16 protein-coding genes and 1 other annotated feature are annotated in these 15,397 nt (G+C 38.8%); of the genes, 2 read left to right on the forward strand and 14 right to left on the reverse strand.

The features are described from left to right. Window positions 1-36: 36 nt before the first annotated feature. The 10 genes from msrA to KQI58_RS06580 form a co-directional block, all read right to left on the reverse strand. On the reverse strand, window positions 37-543 hold the full coding sequence (gene msrA / locus KQI58_RS06535) for a peptide-methionine (S)-S-oxide reductase MsrA (RefSeq protein ID WP_049219446.1): 507 nt from the start codon (window positions 541-543) through the stop codon (window positions 37-39). 19 nt (window positions 544-562) lie between these two features. Further along, entirely contained in the window at window positions 563-1,378 is an 816-nt protein-coding gene (locus tag KQI58_RS06540; RefSeq protein WP_216407557.1) for a MetQ/NlpA family ABC transporter substrate-binding protein, read from the reverse strand. Between the two features lie 72 nt (window positions 1,379-1,450). After that, window positions 1,451-1,683: a binding site (T-box leader), on the reverse strand. A gap of 90 nt (window positions 1,684-1,773) precedes the next feature. Continuing rightward, window positions 1,774-2,406: an HAD family hydrolase gene (locus KQI58_RS06545; protein WP_216407559.1), complete on the reverse strand. Its 633-nt coding sequence runs from the start codon at window positions 2,404-2,406 to the stop codon at window positions 1,774-1,776. Between the two features lie 9 nt (window positions 2,407-2,415). Continuing rightward, window positions 2,416-5,145, reverse strand: coding sequence for a sigma 54-interacting transcriptional regulator (locus tag KQI58_RS06550; protein ID WP_216407561.1), 2,730 nt, complete (start codon window positions 5,143-5,145; stop codon window positions 2,416-2,418). Between the two features lie 135 nt (window positions 5,146-5,280). Further along, window positions 5,281-6,258 (reverse strand): SIS domain-containing protein, encoded by a 978-nt coding sequence (locus KQI58_RS06555; protein ID WP_216407564.1) that lies wholly within the window; start codon window positions 6,256-6,258, stop codon window positions 5,281-5,283. A gap of 92 nt (window positions 6,259-6,350) precedes the next feature. Beyond that, a complete protein-coding gene (locus tag KQI58_RS06560) occupies window positions 6,351-7,166 on the reverse strand; it encodes a PTS system mannose/fructose/sorbose family transporter subunit IID (RefSeq protein ID WP_016180092.1) in 816 nt (271 codons plus the stop codon). Window positions 7,167-7,181: 15 nt separating this feature from the next. Then, window positions 7,182-7,970, reverse strand: a complete 789-nt coding sequence (locus KQI58_RS06565; RefSeq protein ID WP_118368124.1) for a PTS mannose/fructose/sorbose/N-acetylgalactosamine transporter subunit IIC — start codon at window positions 7,968-7,970, stop codon at window positions 7,182-7,184. Between the two features lie 14 nt (window positions 7,971-7,984). Continuing rightward, window positions 7,985-8,455, reverse strand: coding sequence for a PTS sugar transporter subunit IIB (locus tag KQI58_RS06570; RefSeq protein ID WP_016180090.1), 471 nt, complete (start codon window positions 8,453-8,455; stop codon window positions 7,985-7,987). Continuing rightward, a complete protein-coding gene (locus tag KQI58_RS06575) occupies window positions 8,452-8,871 on the reverse strand; it encodes a PTS sugar transporter subunit IIA (RefSeq protein ID WP_016180089.1) in 420 nt (139 codons plus the stop codon). Before KQI58_RS06575 ends, KQI58_RS06570 begins: the two co-directional genes overlap by 4 nt. A 416-nt stretch (window positions 8,872-9,287) precedes the next feature. After that, a complete protein-coding gene (locus tag KQI58_RS06580) occupies window positions 9,288-10,271 on the reverse strand; it encodes an SIS domain-containing protein (RefSeq protein WP_216407566.1) in 984 nt (327 codons plus the stop codon). Between the two features lie 167 nt (window positions 10,272-10,438). Between KQI58_RS06580 and KQI58_RS06585 the strand changes: the two genes are divergently transcribed. Beyond that, window positions 10,439-11,146, forward strand: coding sequence for a GntR family transcriptional regulator (locus tag KQI58_RS06585; protein ID WP_127979164.1), 708 nt, complete (start codon window positions 10,439-10,441; stop codon window positions 11,144-11,146). Between the two features lie 159 nt (window positions 11,147-11,305). Here the strand turns inward: KQI58_RS06585 and KQI58_RS06590 are convergent, their stop codons facing one another. The 4 genes from KQI58_RS06590 to KQI58_RS06605 all read right to left on the reverse strand — a co-directional run bounded on the left by KQI58_RS06590 (window position 11,306) and on the right by KQI58_RS06605 (window position 14,362). Next, a complete protein-coding gene (locus tag KQI58_RS06590; RefSeq protein ID WP_253295814.1) occupies window positions 11,306-12,568 on the reverse strand; it encodes an MATE family efflux transporter in 1,263 nt (420 codons plus the stop codon). 372 nt (window positions 12,569-12,940) lie between these two features. Continuing rightward, window positions 12,941-13,309: an FMN-binding protein gene (locus KQI58_RS06595; protein ID WP_049221486.1), complete on the reverse strand. Its 369-nt coding sequence runs from the start codon at window positions 13,307-13,309 to the stop codon at window positions 12,941-12,943. Between the two features lie 44 nt (window positions 13,310-13,353). Continuing rightward, entirely contained in the window at window positions 13,354-13,860 is a 507-nt protein-coding gene (locus KQI58_RS06600) for a flavodoxin domain-containing protein (RefSeq protein ID WP_216407568.1), read from the reverse strand. Window position 13,861: 1 nt separating this feature from the next. Next, window positions 13,862-14,362, reverse strand: coding sequence for a MarR family winged helix-turn-helix transcriptional regulator (locus KQI58_RS06605; RefSeq protein WP_216407570.1), 501 nt, complete (start codon window positions 14,360-14,362; stop codon window positions 13,862-13,864). A 262-nt stretch (window positions 14,363-14,624) separates the two neighbouring features. Here KQI58_RS06605 and KQI58_RS06610 point away from each other — a divergent pair, with 262 nt between their 5' ends. Then, window positions 14,625-15,389, forward strand: coding sequence for a DeoR/GlpR family DNA-binding transcription regulator (locus tag KQI58_RS06610; protein ID WP_216407572.1), 765 nt, complete (start codon window positions 14,625-14,627; stop codon window positions 15,387-15,389). Window positions 15,390-15,397 lie beyond the last annotated feature (8 nt).

The raw sequence follows: 15,397 nt of genomic DNA on the forward strand, positions 1-15,397 counted from the left end.
ATGACGAGCTTTTCTAAAAAGGAGTGGAAAAAAATTTTACCAGAACTCTTTAATGAACTGTTCTCTTCGCTCAGCATTTTTATGATAGTTCTCTGGATTTCTTTGATAGTAATCCTGATGTTCTGCTTCTGCCGGATAAAAGGTTGAGGCTTCCTCAATTTGAGTCACGATTGGTTGGTCAAAATGTCCGCTATTTTGAAGAGCAGTGCGACTCGCTTCAGCGACTTTCTTTTGCTGCTCATTAAAATAATAAATCACTGGGCGATAGCTACTTCCGCGATCTTCAAACTGACCAAAGGCATCGGTTGGATCGGTTTGCTGCCAATAGATCTCTACTAATTCTTCATAGGATATCAATTCAGGATCAAAAATAATTTCAACTGCCTCTGTATGTCCAGTTTTTCCGCTTTTTACTTCCAAATAGCTAGGATTTTCTGTTTCTCCGCCGGTATAACCTGAAATAACTGACTCAATACCTGGCAGACTATCAAAAGGTTTGACCATACACCAGAAACATCCACCTGCAAAAATTGCTCTTTCCATCTACATCACCTATTCTTTCTTATTCGTTGACGGGGACAACTGAGCCGCCCCATTTTTTCTCGATCCATTTTTGGACTTTGGGTTCATGTAATGCTTCTACGATTTTTTTGATTTCTTTTTTATTCTTATCATTGGTTCTCGTAGCTACAATATTGACATAGGGTGAGTCGTTTTGTTCGATCATTAATGAATCTTTGACTGGGTTCAAACCTTTTTCATAGGCGAAATTGGAGTTGATCGCTACTAGATCACCTTCGTTATTTTCATATGCTGACGTTAAAAGTGTTGGATCAACAGTATGTTCAAAGACCAAATTTTTGGGATTTTCAATAATATCATCGAAAGAAGCTTGATCAATCGCCACACCTGATTTAAGTTTTATCAACTTGTTTTTCGCAAAGATAGTTAAAATCCGCCCCCATTCAGAAGGCACATTCGAAACAATCACCTTTGCACCGTTCGGTATCTCACTGACCTTTTTTATATTATGTGAGTAAATCCCCATCGGCTCCAAGTGAATTCCGCCAATGTTCGAAAATTTATAGCCATTTTCTTTTTTCTGTAGATTAAAATACGGAACAGTTGAAAAATAATTAGCATCAATGTCGCCGTTTTCTAATGCTTTATTGGGTAGGACATAGTCATCGAACTTGACTATTTCTAAATCAATCCCCTCTTTTTTTAATTCTGGTTTGATATGTTCCAGAATTTCCGCATGGGGTGTTGGCGAAGCGCCAATCTTGATTTTATTTGTTGTTTTTGCTGAGCTTGAACCGCAAGCCGTTAAAAATATGATGCTTCCTAAAATCATTAAAACCAAACTAAACTTTTTCATATCGACACACTCCTATTAATTTTTGACAAATAAAAAAATATCCATCCCTTTATTTACCAGATTACTGATAAATAAAGGGACGAATATTTTCGCGTTACCACCCTTATTCGTATTATCCTCGCAGATAATACCTCAACGGTACAGACATACCCGGCGATATAACGGTCGCTTCCCGTACAGCTTGCGTGAACAAACTGAATGCTCAGAGCTCATCTTCATTGATTTTCCACGATCCCTCTTTTCACCAGCCGAGGGTCTCTTTTAAACGTTTCGCGATCAACTACTCTTCTCTTCAATGCGTGATTATTGATTGAAGTTATTCTAATATAAAAAATTTAGATTTGCAACAAAATAAGAAATTCTCCAGCATTTTTTGTTGGAGAATTTCTTTATGGTTACTTGATTAGTTGTGGTAAGCTTAAAAGTTCTTCTAGCTCATTGATTACTACATCTGCCTCTCGTTGATCCATTAAGAAAGCTTGTTTTAGAGCTACAGTATAAATACCTGCGGCTTTAGCTGAAGCAATTCCTAAAGTAGAATCCTCCACCGCCAAACAGTCGTGACAATTGAGCATTTTACGACTAATCGTATAGATTTCTGGATTTGGCTTACTCTCTTTCACTTCTTCACCACTGATCGTAAATGAAAAGTATTTCTCAAGCTGGCAATCGGATAACATTTGATTAATCTCTTTACGTGGCGAAGAAGAGGCTAAACCGATTGAGAACCCCTTCTCTGATAATTTTGCTAGCACTTGCGGTACTGAACTTCTCAAAGCTTTTTTGAAATCAATACCGTGATGCTTTTTATACTCAAGATATTCTTGATGAAGTTTTTCTCGTTTTGTCTCATTTTCAGAAACCAGTAACTCCCAGGTTTGTTTTTCAGAATTGCCAACATAGTCTTCAAATCTATTGGAACCTGGTTGAATTCCTTTCGCTTTAAAAAAGTCCATTCGTCGCTCAAAATAGTAAGGCTCACTATCGATCAATACTCCATCCATATCAAAAATAACTGCTTTATCCATACCTTCACCTTAATCCTTTACAATGTCATTTAATAAACGAAGCTCTAATAATGGCAATTCAATTGTGTATTCCTTTTCGACCTCTTGGAATGCTTGATGAATCAACTCCATATTGTGTCCTTCCTTTTGCACATACTCCTCTATATCCGCCTGCTCATCGACGCTTTCTTTGCGTAAAATTCGTTCGATCATGGAACAGCAATGCATATAAAGTAAAAATAGCTGATTGTTTGAAAACTCGATAGCCATCAACCGTTCTAATTCCTGTACAGCTTTTTGGACCAAACGCAGGACTTTAGTGGCGTCTAGGATCGTTAAGTTTTCGACGATTTTATTGATTGAGAAGTTGAAGATCAGCTGACTCTTGAAGGCTTCGCTGTCAATGTCTACCTGTTCGTGCAATAGTTCGGCGAATTCACCAACAGCCTCACCATTTATCAGCTGGTCCAGACCGATGTATGGTACCTGATTAATTTTAGGATTTTCCGTACCGACAATCATTAATACATCATACAACTGGAAAGGTGTTTCATACATTTTATTCTCTGATAATTTATGATAGTCATAGGGAAGAATGGTTAACTCCTTCGCAGAATCCCCTAAACATTTTAGTAGGATTTCTTGGATTTGTGTCGCGCTTCCGATACCAGTATAGCAGCAGGTGATAATCGCCTTTTTCTTATTTAGTTCAGGAATAATCAGCTGCTTCTGGATTCGATTCTCTACATTAATCGCTTCATAAACCTCAGTCACACTGTCGCCACTAATGATATGTTGTCCCACCTCCAGAACAAGTGGCGTACTGACGTTATCAATAATTACCAACGGGCTTTTGATATGGTTAGACAACCGTTCTCCTAGTTGATTAAAGGAGCCCATATCTACCAACAGAATCAGTCCCGAATCGGTCCGATAATCGTTGATATAACGGATAATCTGCGCCTCTACCTTATCAAGGGTGATATTAATCGGCATATCATAGGCTTGAAAGACATTTTTTCCCAGCATTCGATTAACCACGTTTGCTAAACTGCTAGCTGTTGAATAGCCATGAGCTAAGACAATACATTTCACATCATTTGGCAGGTCGCTGATCTGCAAACTATAAAAATAGAAGGTGACAAATACAATATCTTCTTCCAATATTTGCTGGTCCAATTGCTGCGACAAGTATGTTAGCAACTTCTTAGCATACCAAAAAGGGGTTTCCAAGAATGAATCCAAAAATTCCAGCAATTCATTTTTTTGCTCCTGCCATTCATAATGACTGCTTAAAATATCTGTATTATCTTTTAAATAAAGGTAACTGGCTAAGGAAACCACGCGATTGCCATCCTGCTCGAAGCCATAATTTTCATACATCATGTCCAGTGTTTGGCGAATATGGTAGGTCAGGACGGAATACAACGATTCTTCCTTCTCATAAGTACCTTGAAAAATGAATTCATCCATCATTTGAGTAACTCGTGCCACATTATTATCAATGAACTCTTGCGTCAGGCTCTCTTTTTGCTGGACTCTTTTAAAGTCACTTAATACCTCGTCAAAGAAATTCCGTAAAAGCTGTGTTTCCTTACTTTCTAAGTATGTTTGCTGTGCTGTATTCGGCAGGTACGTACGATCGGACATTTTCTTTTTTGGTTTGCTGAACTGTTCTTTAAATTTCAGATTATATTCTAATGGCAGATCCTTTAAGCGCACGGTGATTGTCTGATTTTTCTTCTGATGAACATAGGCGTTGCCACAAGCATATTTAATGATATTCTTGATTTTCCCAACATTTCCCTCCAGATCGCTATTCAATAAAAAGTCGATCATTTGATAGGATACCTGCAGCTCTTTTTCTAAAATGCTGCTCTCTGCGATGAAAAAGGAATCAATTAAACGCAGGCGTTCTGATTGTGGTCGATTTTGAAATTTAGGCAATGTCACAATTACCGGCAAACGTCTCAAAAAAGTAGGCAAAAAGGTTGAATAGACATTTTCAGTAGTAGCGAAGACTAAACGGACATTCGCCTTTCGCCGAATACTTGTATCACCCATCGGAGAAAACTCGCCAGTATCCATGAAGGTAAATAATTTTTCTTGCCCTTCTTCTGATAGACGATGGACCTCATCTAAGAAAAGAATTCCCCCATCGGCCTTTTCGATCAATCCGCTGTGCTCATGATCTGCACCTGTAAAAGCACCTTTGGTATGTCCAAACAAAGCCGAGGATAATAACTCAGGATTGTTATAATACTGCGCGCAGTTATAGGCGATAAATGGTGCTTTCGCATCAATTACCTGTTGTTCTTTGGCATATTCATAAATTTTTTCCGCTAAAAAAGTCTTTCCAGATCCGCTCACACCCATCAGTAAGATTGGTAAACCATGATGGGGATACAAAACGGCCGTTTTTATTTGGTCGATTGCTTCCTTCAAGCTTCCATTCGCACCAATAATTTTTTCTAGCGCGCTTCCTTTGTCCTGGGAAAATAGTTCCTCTAGTGAATCATATTCGACTTTAGAAATTTGGACAGACGCATCCTCTAAGGCTTTTCTATGTAAAAATAAAACTGGATAACTTTTGATTTTTACTAGTTCCCCGTCACGAAATGCTTGATTCAAATAGCTGCTAATGGTACTTCGATTTAATTGCAGAGACTCAGCGATTTGATAAGCCGAAAAACGTTCATCGGAGCCAGCCTTTAGATTCATGGTAAGTTCATATAAGTAATCGTCTAATTCCTTTTTCATTTTCATCACCTGCTTTAATCGATTTCTTGTACCTTTGCTTCTATTGTAAAGCATTTCTTTGATCATAAGGATTACTTTTTTTAATGCGAAAAAACCGAGACAAATATCTCAGTTTTTCCGCCAATTAGTTTGCGACTAATAAGAGAGCTTCCACATATAGCGACGTTTAGTAAGCGGATGTTCTCTGGCATAAGACAATTCTTCTGCATACACTCTGAATACCGCAGTAATCACGAATGGGTTGAAATAATCTAACACTTCTTTTTCAATGAAAGCGGACAAGCCATAATCTAACGCATCTACAACTTCTGTTTTCGCATCAAAACGATCTAAGAAAGCCAATGCACGAGAGTCAATCGCACGAGTCTTGCCATCGTTCATCAATAGGATGAATGGGACATCCTTGTCGACGATTTCAAACGGACCATGGAAAAATTCACCCGCATGGAAGGTTCCTGAATTGATCCATTGCATTTCCATCATCAAGCAAACAGAAGATGAGTAAGCAACTTCATGAGTGGCACCACTGCTCATGATATAAATGACTTTTTCGTCTTTGAAGCGTTGTGCGAATTGTTTTGCTGCCTTACGAGCAGATTCCGCACTTTCTTGTGCCAAATCATAGATTTTAGCAAAGCCGTCAATCATTTTGTCATAGTGTTCATAGCCTTCGACTTGGTTTAGAAGCTCTACTGCTAATAATAAGCAATAACCCGTTTTTTCAAGCTTTGTCGCATAGTTTTCAGCAAATCCATGATAAATGACGTAATCTGCATCTTTTGTTAACGGCGCGTCAATTATTCGTGTTAAACTAATAACTGTAGCACCTTTATCTTTGGCAATCGCATTGGCTTCTACTGTTTCTGGAGTTGCCCCTCCAAGTGAAGCCGAGATCACAACTGTGGTCTCATCGATCGAAGTAGGTGTCGCGTAGTTGAATTCGTTGGCTGTGTAGTGACTAATGCGTAATTGTTTCGCATTTTGGTCTAAAAAGTATTTTGCTGGATACAAATCTGCTTTTGATGCGCCACAGCCGACGAAAACAACGTGTTTTACCTCATGCTTGCCTACAATCTCTTTGATAATTTCTTTTGCTTCCATCGTTGAATTCATTTTCTGAATTCCTCCTCAGTTTTTTCTTTTTTTATTTAGAGAAACAAACGATTCGGTATTTCTACCTTCATCATTCAGTTCCAACTACCAGATTAAACAAAAATCCCTAAAGCGCTTAAAATTAAACCGCCGACAATACAGATCAAAAGCATGATACTTGTATTTACTTTCTTTTGCAGCAGCCAATACATGAACATCGTTAATGCAAACGGCAGCATTTGCGGCATGATACTATCTAAAACATCTTGCAGCACAAAGGTTTTACCAAATTTGATTGGTGTGGTGATCCCGATCATACTGGCAATCATCGCGCCAATAACCATTAGACCAATGATCGAGCAGACATACATCACACGATCCATCAATCCGCCTTCATATAACTTAGTCAAATACTTATTCCCCATATTATAGCCAAATTTCCCGCCATAATAAGTCACTAGAAAAGAAGGAACAAAGGAGATGACCATTGCTAAAATCGGACCTAAAATACTGCCCTGTTGCGCTAAATTAATTCCTAAACCAAAAGCTAAAACTCGAACGGTCCCTTGGAAAAAGGAGTCGCCGATTCCAGATAACGGCCCCATTAGTGACGTTTTTACTGAATTGATCGTATCTGGATTAAAGCCTTCTTGATCTTCATAGTATTGTTCTTCCATTGACGCTGTTAGCCCTAAAACAAATGCACTGGTTTGCGGTGTACAATTGTAATACAGCATATGCCGTTGATAGGCTTCCTTTTTCAACGCATCATCTTTTGGATCTTTATAGATCCGGTCTAAGGTTGGAGCTATTCCATAAAGAAATCCCATATTCATCGCACGCTCATAATTCCAAGAATCCTGAATTGCCCATGAGCGCCAGAAAAATTGCCAATATTTACGACGGTTTTGATCTTTTTCTTGTGCCATTTTTTTACCCTCCTTTTATAGATCATCCAATGCATCAGGCTCTTGATCCGGTCCGCTGCTGCCGCCTCCACCAGATTTGTTTGCCTCAATTTGATACATGACAAAGGCCACGATTCCAGCAAATAAAGCAACGCCAGTAATTCCTAAGCCTGAATAGGCAGTGATCAAAAAGCCTAAGACTAAGAATGGCATCATTTTTTTAGACAGCATCGTTTGCAGCAATAAAGCAAACCCGTAAGCTGGCAGTAACTTACTTGCTAAGTTCAATCCATCAGTGATCCATTCTGGAATCGCGTCAACGATTGATTTTACTAGGTCTGTTCCAAAGTAAATCGCTAGGAAGATCGGAACAAAATACATTAGTGAGTAAAGAATGGTTCCCCAGACAATGTGAATATGCTGGACTCGCTTAAACTTGCCTTCTTCAATTAGTGCATCGGCTCGGTGAGTCAAACTTGCTAAAACTGTTCGCATCAAAATCCCTAATAGTTGTCCTAAAATAGCGATTGGAATGGCAATTGTCAAAGCTGTCTCTGCATTTGAACCAGATAAAATTGCAAAAGCTGTTGCGATAACTGCACCTAATGTCATATCTGCAGGGACGGCTGCTCCGACCTGAACAACCCCTAAAGAGATCAATTCGATTGATGCCCCAACCAGTAATCCTTTCTCCAAATCCCCTAATGCTAAACCCACCAAAGTCCCAACAATCAAGGGACGTTCGAAGTTCAGTCGGCCCAGCAATCGGGAATCCAACATGACAAACACACCAATCAATCCTAAAACTATTGATTGAACCAACATTTAAAGCCCTCCTTTTAAATTAATTTATTTAAATCCTCTGATTTAGAGGTTGGTATCTGCTGCATATACTGCTTGACTCCCATCTCCTTCAACTTTTTCGCTTCCATCTGCTCTTCCTCATTCAAGAATATCGCACTACCAAATTGCTTGCCGTCATTGGTCTTTGGTATCCCGCCATAATTGATTTCTTTGATTTTCGGGTAAGCTTCGCAAAAAGCGAGTGTTTCTTTCGTGTTGCCAAAAATCAACATAATATTTTCCTTCAATGTTTCCACCTTCGCCATTTTAGAGAGAGCTTCCTCAACTGTGAAAATGTTTAACTTCACACCTGTGGGTTTCGCCAAGTTCAATGACATTTTTTTGAACTCGTCTGTCGCTGCTTCGTTATTGATCACGATGATGCGATTGATTCCTTGCGATTTGGTCCAAGAAAAAACCACCTGTCCGTGTAGCAGCCGATAATCAATTCGTACTAGCTTAATCATAAATCGTCACCTCCAGTATTTATTTTTGCTGTTAATAATTGTTTGCAGTCGATCATTCCTTGACGACTTTCCTCAAGAATCATGTTCATTTGTTCTGAAGTGATTTTCCCAGATTGTGTGGCAATTGAAATTACCAGTGGTAAATTCATCCCTGCAAACAAATGAACTTCTGGATGTTCTTGTTGGATCGCTAACAAATCATTATTCACACTCCCTCCAAAAATGTCCGTTAAAATATAAACATCCTCATACCCGATTTTTTCAAGTAGATGTTCTACCTGACGTTTAATTGGCTCATCTTCATCACGAAATGCGGACAAAGCAAAGATGTTGCCTTCATCTCCGATGATCATCGATGATGTTTGTTTTAATCCCTGTGAAAAATCTCCATGACTGGCTAAAATAATCTTGTTCATTCCCTATCCTCCTACTTATTCGTTCGTTGCGAATGTCGTTTCTTGTTGATGAATACTCAACCTTTTTACCAAATGGTCTTCTTCACGAACTGCGAGAAGTTGAACTGACATTCTTATAACTGTTCTCACTTTTATATAAGCAACTGGCGTGCCAATTTTTGTTACAGCCTATAAATGCTTCTATCACAAGGATCTCCAGCCTCTCCCAACACTTACGGAGGACTTTTAGAGATTGTGTGGAGAGAGTGTTGATGAACCTTCTTATGGAGAAATGATAAAGTAGTCTTCGAGAGAATTGTTTTTGAAGTTTCCCAACAATGCGAGAGGAGATGCCTTTCTACTATTATAATTGTTCCAAAAAGAAGACGATGAAATAAAAAAGCTCAGCGATTTATGATTCGCTGAGCTCCTCTTTTCTAGTTGTATGAGGCTTTCCACATATAGGTACGTTGGGTGTAATCTTTTTTTATTTGGTAAGCGAGTTCTCGCATGAAGACATTATTTAAAATCGGAGAAAAGATCAGGTGATTGAAATACTCTGAAACCTTTGAATCAATGTGACTTAATCCCAGCTCCTGTGAGTCTAATACGAAGACTTTCTTTCCGCCAAACTCTTGTAAAAAGCGAGCCGCCCGTTCATCGTTTGGTCGACTACCGCCTTCTCCTTTTAGAAGGAAAACAGAGGTTTCTTCATCAATCACTTCAAAAGGTCCATGGAAGAAATCACAGCTATTGACGGTTGGTGAATCAATTTGCAGCATTTCCATAATATTGCAAATCGAGAAAATGTAGGCTGCTCCATATGCGGCACCACTACCCATGACATGAATGGATTTAGAGTCGCGATTTTGAAGCGCCCATTTGATTGCTTTTGTCCGAATATCCTTGACCGCTTGTTTGTAAAGCGCGTCGATTTCTTCAAAACTCTTCATGGCAGTAGTCATGTGCTCGTAGCCCTCCACAACGTCCATCACTGTCATAGCTAGCTTCAACCCATAAGCAGCATTTGTCTTAGAAAAATCACTCTCATCCACCGCAACAGAATCATAATGAATCTTATAGTCACAAACCTCGGTTAATTCAGATTCATCAATATACAACGCAATTGTTGCTGCACCGAGCTTTTTCGCCACCTTGGCTGCTTCAATCGTTTCTGGAGTTCCCCGCATAGAGCAAACAACTGCCAAAGTTGTTTCATTAACAAAGGCTGGCGGTGCTTTGACAAATTCATTGCTGGTGACATTTTTCGAACGCAATTTCGTAGATTCCTGATCTAAGAAATAATGCCCTGGATAAAAACCGCCATAGCTTCCTCCTGCCGCTACCCAAATCACCTGCTGGATGCCTCCGATTGACTGCTTCCCTTCATGAATTGTTTGGATCATTTCTTTGATTTCCATACTACTTCTTCCTTTCATTATCAAAATACTTATCTGCCTATCGATAGAATGAGTTTAATACAAGTGAAGATACATGTCAATACGTGTATAGAACTAATTATAAAACTTGTCCTATAGTTGAACTATTATGATTTTTTGCTTATAATTGAGAAAAAGGCGGTGTAATAATGGTTCGAAAGATAATTGATGAACATAAACCACTCTACTTACAGATTAAAGAAGCGATCCTTCAACAGATTAAGGAAAAGGAGTTGGTCGCAGGAGATAAGCTCCTTTCTGAAGCACAATTCCAAAAGAGCTTTCATGTCAGTCGAATTACAGTACGAAAAGCGATTGATGAGTTGGTGGAGGAAGGTTATTTAACCCGCCTTCAAGGAAAAGGAACCTTTGTAAAAAATCAGAATCAGGAAATGCAGAAAAGCTTATCCTTGACTCAAGTTTGTCTTGATCAGGGAAAAAAGCTTACTTCAGAAGTACTTGCAGTGAAAGAAACGCTTGTCCCAGCGGATTTTACTACTCTTTTTAGCTCAGATAAAAGTATTATGGTTGAGCGTCTTCGTAAGGTCGATGGTGTGGCAATCATGCTGGAAAAAAATTATTTACCTACAGATTTTACATTTTTACATGAATGTGACCTTTCCGGATCGCTTTATGAAGCACTGGCAAAGCATGAAATAGAGCCAAAAGTTAAAGGAATGAACCAAGTGGGTATCAAACAATTAACGGATCAGCAAGCAGCGTTATTCAATGTTCAAAGCGGCCTATCAGTGATTCAGCATAAAGGAACCGTCTACGATACGAAAAATCAACTGGTGCTAGCTTCCGAGGAACTTGTTCGTGTGGATCTACCAGACCTGTTTAAGTATTATTTGTAACGCACATGATTCTTTGTCCAACAAAAATAGCGTGTCTGTTTCTGATCAGCAGAAGCAGACACGCTATTTTTGTTAAATTAGTTTTCGTTGCTGCCACTTTCTACTGAAGAAGTAGAGCATTCCGATACAAGCCGGAATAATCGGTGACAGTGCTTGTGCCTAGTAAATCCCTCTAACACCAAACTCCAGCAGTGTTCCTAAAAACCAACACAGCGGTAAACGAATGACCAATGCATCTAACAGTGCGTTAATCATGCCAAGATTGGCAAATCCAACCCCCACTGCAAAAGAGTCAAAGTTATACATCGTTGCATAAAACAAACTATTCCAACAGCAACAGATTCTCAAATATACAACGCCCGCCTTTAGTACCGCTTGATTTTCTGGATCAAATAAGCGAATCAGCGGTTCGGCAAATACTTGAATGAACAAAATAGCTATCAAAGAAACAAGAATGCTTGCGAAAAATCCAATCTGAACAATTTTTTTCGTTCGTTTTAAAAGCTTCGCACCCATATTTTGACCAACCATTGTCGTTACTGCTTGACCGATTGCCCAACACGGCATGCCAGCAAAGGTATTGATCTTCAAACCGATTCCCGCTGCTGCGGCAACGACTACTCCGTACTTATTGATCATGACTGCAATCAGTAAATACGAAATATTAACTATGGTCATTTGGATCGCTGTTGGCAAACTCACCTGTACAAGTTTTGACAAAATGGCTTTTTCAATCCTAAAACTTGATAGTTGAAATTCAAAAATAAAATTCTGTCTTCTTAAATAAAAAATCGCAATACCAAACGAAATGGCTTGCGAGACAATCGTCGCATAAGCCGCTCCAACAGTACCAAAACTAAATACACCTACCAATAAATAATCTAACAAGACATTTATTCCCGCTGCGATCATGACAAAATATAAAGGACTTCGTGAATCGCCGAAGCCTCGCAAAATCGAGCAGGTGGCATTATAACCGAACACAAAAATAGTTCCGATAAAAATCACCAGCATGTAATCACAGGCGTCTTGATAGACCTCCTTTGGAACATTCATCCAGGTTAGGATCTGCTTATAAAAGAAAATACCCGCACAGGTGATTAGGATAGCAACAACTGCTGTCATAGCGTAAATTGTTCCAATTGTCTTTTTTTGTCTAAGCTCATCCTTCGCACCTCGATATTGAGCAATTAGCACGGTGCCTCCCATCGTAATCCCCATGCAAATCGCATTGACAATAAAAACTAAGGAGGACGCATTACTAATTGCGGCTACGCCCGTACTTCCAACGATCCTTCCGACCACCAGCATATCGGCGATATTATAGAGTGATTGCAATAGATTAGCTAAAAAAAGTGGAATCGCAAAACGAATTAATTGTTTTGTGACACTGCCTGTTGTTAAATCATGAAAGTTACTCATGTTCTCATCCCTTTTCATTTTTTTACAAAAAATAAAAGAAGGTCACCGATGACATGCCCCTCTTTTACGCACATGAAATTGCAAAAAAAGGCCATTGACAAAAACACTGTCAATGGCCTTATAAAATCTTGCAGACATCTTGAATAAACCAGAAATTAGCTAATTTCTGATCACTCTAGCTGACTGATGAAGATTTATTTCGATTAGGCTCCGTACAATGTTTCATCGTATTCGATTGTGCGGAGCAAATTTCAATGCACACTTTATTGTAAATGATATAGAACATATCAATCGACTGCTTTCCTATTTGATACGTCTATTATATCTAGCAATAGAACCAAATTCAACATGGAGAAAAAAGATAGAGAAAAATTAATTTTCTTGTGTCAGTGCGTTTTCTACCGCCTTCGTAATTGTGACACTGCTTTGAGTCGCACCGCTGATTGCGTCAACGTCCAAGCTCTGTTTATTAATAATCTGATCAATAATTTTCTCGCCATTCTTTCCTAAACCAGTCATATGATCTTTGATTTCAATATCGGTAATCTTCCCGTTCTCAACCTGCACATTAACCTTTGCCGAAACTGGTTTGATTTGTGCTTCTCCCACATATTCTCCATCTGCTACTTGAGAAATCGGTACTTCATTGATTTTAACTTTCTTCAACGTACGCTTCGTCAAAAAATCAGCGCCTACTTTCACACAAACCACAAGTAAAATGACAACAACTAAAATAATCATTATTCGTCTTCCCATAACTCCATCAATCCCTTCTACTTTTTCAGCTACCCAATCTTCTCTAATTCTGACAAATCAATACAATCGACACTTCCCTCATCTACTGCTTGTTCAATTGCTTTTTCAATTTCCAATTTCTCTTGGAGAGGTTTCTTCTTGCTGCTTTTACTAATCATTTTTAAAATGATTCTTTCCGGCATATTTAGCTGCTGCTTGATTAACCGCCCTCTTAGATGGTAAAAGCTCGCCTGAGGAAACTCCTTGGAAACACCCTCACGAATTTCAGCTAATTTTTCCTGATCCTCGACAGCTGTCAAGCCAACAGAAATGATTGTCAAATGACTATTACCAGATAGTTTCTTTTTCAGTTCTTCTAATCCTATTACTTTTCCAGCATAGACACTGCCGAAATAATAAACTTCGTCAGCCTTTGCCAGCTCTTCTGAAGAAACCTGTTCCTGCTTAAAAATCTGATACCTGTTATTTTGCGCAAAGGTCTTCGCATATAATTCTGAACTTCCTTTTTTTGTTGCATAAATCACAATCGTGTTCATACTAGTTTCCTCCCTGTTTTTTTGCCGCTAATTCTTCCAGATTTTCAACACCTGAGTACAATTTCATTAAAAGGATGAAGAAACTCGTTAATTCTTCATCAGAATAACCTTCAAAAATCGAATGAAGGGCCTCGTCATGCAGCTTTGCGACTGACTGAAAATAGTTCTCGCCTTTTTCGGTCAGACATAAATCCGTTCTGCGTTTGTCTTTTTTATTTCGACCGATCGTAATTAGCTGTTTCTTTTCCAAGGCAATCGCCAGCTTTTTAATATTTTGTCTTGAACATCCCAAAAGCTCACCGCAGCTGGTCAAATCCAAGACTTTTTCTGGCACCTGTTTGATCATGATAAGCACCATGAACTGCTTCACTGTTATGACTGGATCTACTTTGTCAAAGGATGTTTGCAGGCGATTGCCCAAAATGAATAAACTAGCAAAAATCGCTCGCTGTTGATTATCACGCCCGTTTTTGTAGGCTTCTGTTAAACTTTCAATGTTCATGTGGACCACCTCGATAACTTCAAAAATAAGTAACTTGTTACCTATATTCTAACGAAAAAATATAATTGCTGCTATAGGTCTTAAGTCTCAACTTCTTCTTTGCTCTATTCGATCTTAGCACTCGAAAAATTTATATGCTCGAATGATTTTTTTATGACTTTTTATATCTTTTCACCGTCAAAAAATGTATAATAAACTCATATAAAACCGCTTTCTTTTTATTAGTTCGCTATTTGAAGGGTTTATAATAGGAGGCTTTTTAATGAAAAACTCGATCATGAACATCGATAAACGTCATAAAGATATTTTAGATATTCTGGAAAAGAAGGAACACATGACTACTTTGGAGTTAGCCGAAGCTTTGGATGTTTCCCTCAGTACAGTCAGACGTGACTTGCATTTACTAGAAGAAAAAAACGATATTATTCGCAAGTTTGGCTACTGCATGTTTAATTATGAGAATAAGCCTGATGACGATCATTCAGGACCCGTTCGCATCAAACAGGCACTCGCCAAAGAGGCTAGCAAGTTTGTTCATGATTGCGACACGATCTTCATTAATGCCAGCTCGACCGCGTTAAAAACGATTGATTTTTTGCATGTCGATCATTTAACAGTCATAACCAATAACTTAAAAATCAATTATTCCCCACACCATGCCAATTACAATTACGTCCTGACCGGCGGAGAAATGCGTTATCCCAAAGAAGCATTAGTTGGCGATGTCGCCATCAATACCCTATCTGTCATTAATGCAGATGTCTGTGTTGTCGGTTGCAGTGGCATAGATTTAGAAAATGGGGTAACAACGAAAACCATGAGTGAAGCAACAATTAACGAGATAATGATCAAGCGCGCCACCAGATGTAAAATTCTTGTGGCTGATCATCGCAAAGTTGGAGTAACCTCAAAGGTCAAAATGTGTGATATCTCCGCGTTTGATTATTTCATTACTGATCAATTTAGTTCCGAAGAAATGTTAGAAGAGATTCGAAAAATGGGTGTAACAGTCGTTCAAGTCAACTAAAGGAGTGT

Origin of the sequence: Enterococcus raffinosus, from assembly GCF_018917525.1 — a bacterium.
Taxonomy (GTDB): domain Bacteria; phylum Bacillota; class Bacilli; order Lactobacillales; family Enterococcaceae; genus Enterococcus_A; species Enterococcus_A raffinosus_A.

Coding starts and splice junctions, on each gene's coding strand:
- KQI58_RS06595 (WP_049221486.1), bottom strand. CDS start 13,309: ATGATTATTTTAGTTGTTGTCATTTTACTTGTGGTTTGTGTGAAAGTA.
- KQI58_RS06545 (WP_216407559.1), bottom strand. CDS start 2,406: ATGGATAAAGCAGTTATTTTTGATATGGATGGAGTATTGATCGATAGT.
- KQI58_RS06565 (WP_118368124.1), bottom strand. CDS start 7,970: ATGTTGGTTCAATCAATAGTTTTAGGATTGATTGGTGTGTTTGTCATG.
- KQI58_RS06590 (WP_253295814.1), bottom strand. CDS start 12,568: ATGAGTAACTTTCATGATTTAACAACAGGCAGTGTCACAAAACAATTA.
- KQI58_RS06555 (WP_216407564.1), bottom strand. CDS start 6,258: ATGAATTCAACGATGGAAGCAAAAGAAATTATCAAAGAGATTGTAGGC.
- KQI58_RS06600 (WP_216407568.1), bottom strand. CDS start 13,860: ATGAACACGATTGTGATTTATGCAACAAAAAAAGGAAGTTCAGAATTA.
- KQI58_RS06610 (WP_216407572.1), top strand. CDS start 14,625: ATGAAAAACTCGATCATGAACATCGATAAACGTCATAAAGATATTTTA.
- KQI58_RS06540 (WP_216407557.1), bottom strand. CDS start 1,378: ATGAAAAAGTTTAGTTTGGTTTTAATGATTTTAGGAAGCATCATATTT.
- msrA (WP_049219446.1), bottom strand. CDS start 543: ATGGAAAGAGCAATTTTTGCAGGTGGATGTTTCTGGTGTATGGTCAAA.
- KQI58_RS06560 (WP_016180092.1), bottom strand. CDS start 7,166: ATGGCACAAGAAAAAGATCAAAACCGTCGTAAATATTGGCAATTTTTC.
- KQI58_RS06550 (WP_216407561.1), bottom strand. CDS start 5,145: ATGAAAAAGGAATTAGACGATTACTTATATGAACTTACCATGAATCTA.
- KQI58_RS06585 (WP_127979164.1), top strand. CDS start 10,439: ATGGTTCGAAAGATAATTGATGAACATAAACCACTCTACTTACAGATT.
- KQI58_RS06580 (WP_216407566.1), bottom strand. CDS start 10,271: ATGGAAATCAAAGAAATGATCCAAACAATTCATGAAGGGAAGCAGTCA.
- KQI58_RS06605 (WP_216407570.1), bottom strand. CDS start 14,362: ATGAACATTGAAAGTTTAACAGAAGCCTACAAAAACGGGCGTGATAAT.
- KQI58_RS06575 (WP_016180089.1), bottom strand. CDS start 8,871: ATGAACAAGATTATTTTAGCCAGTCATGGAGATTTTTCACAGGGATTA.
- KQI58_RS06570 (WP_016180090.1), bottom strand. CDS start 8,455: ATGATTAAGCTAGTACGAATTGATTATCGGCTGCTACACGGACAGGTG.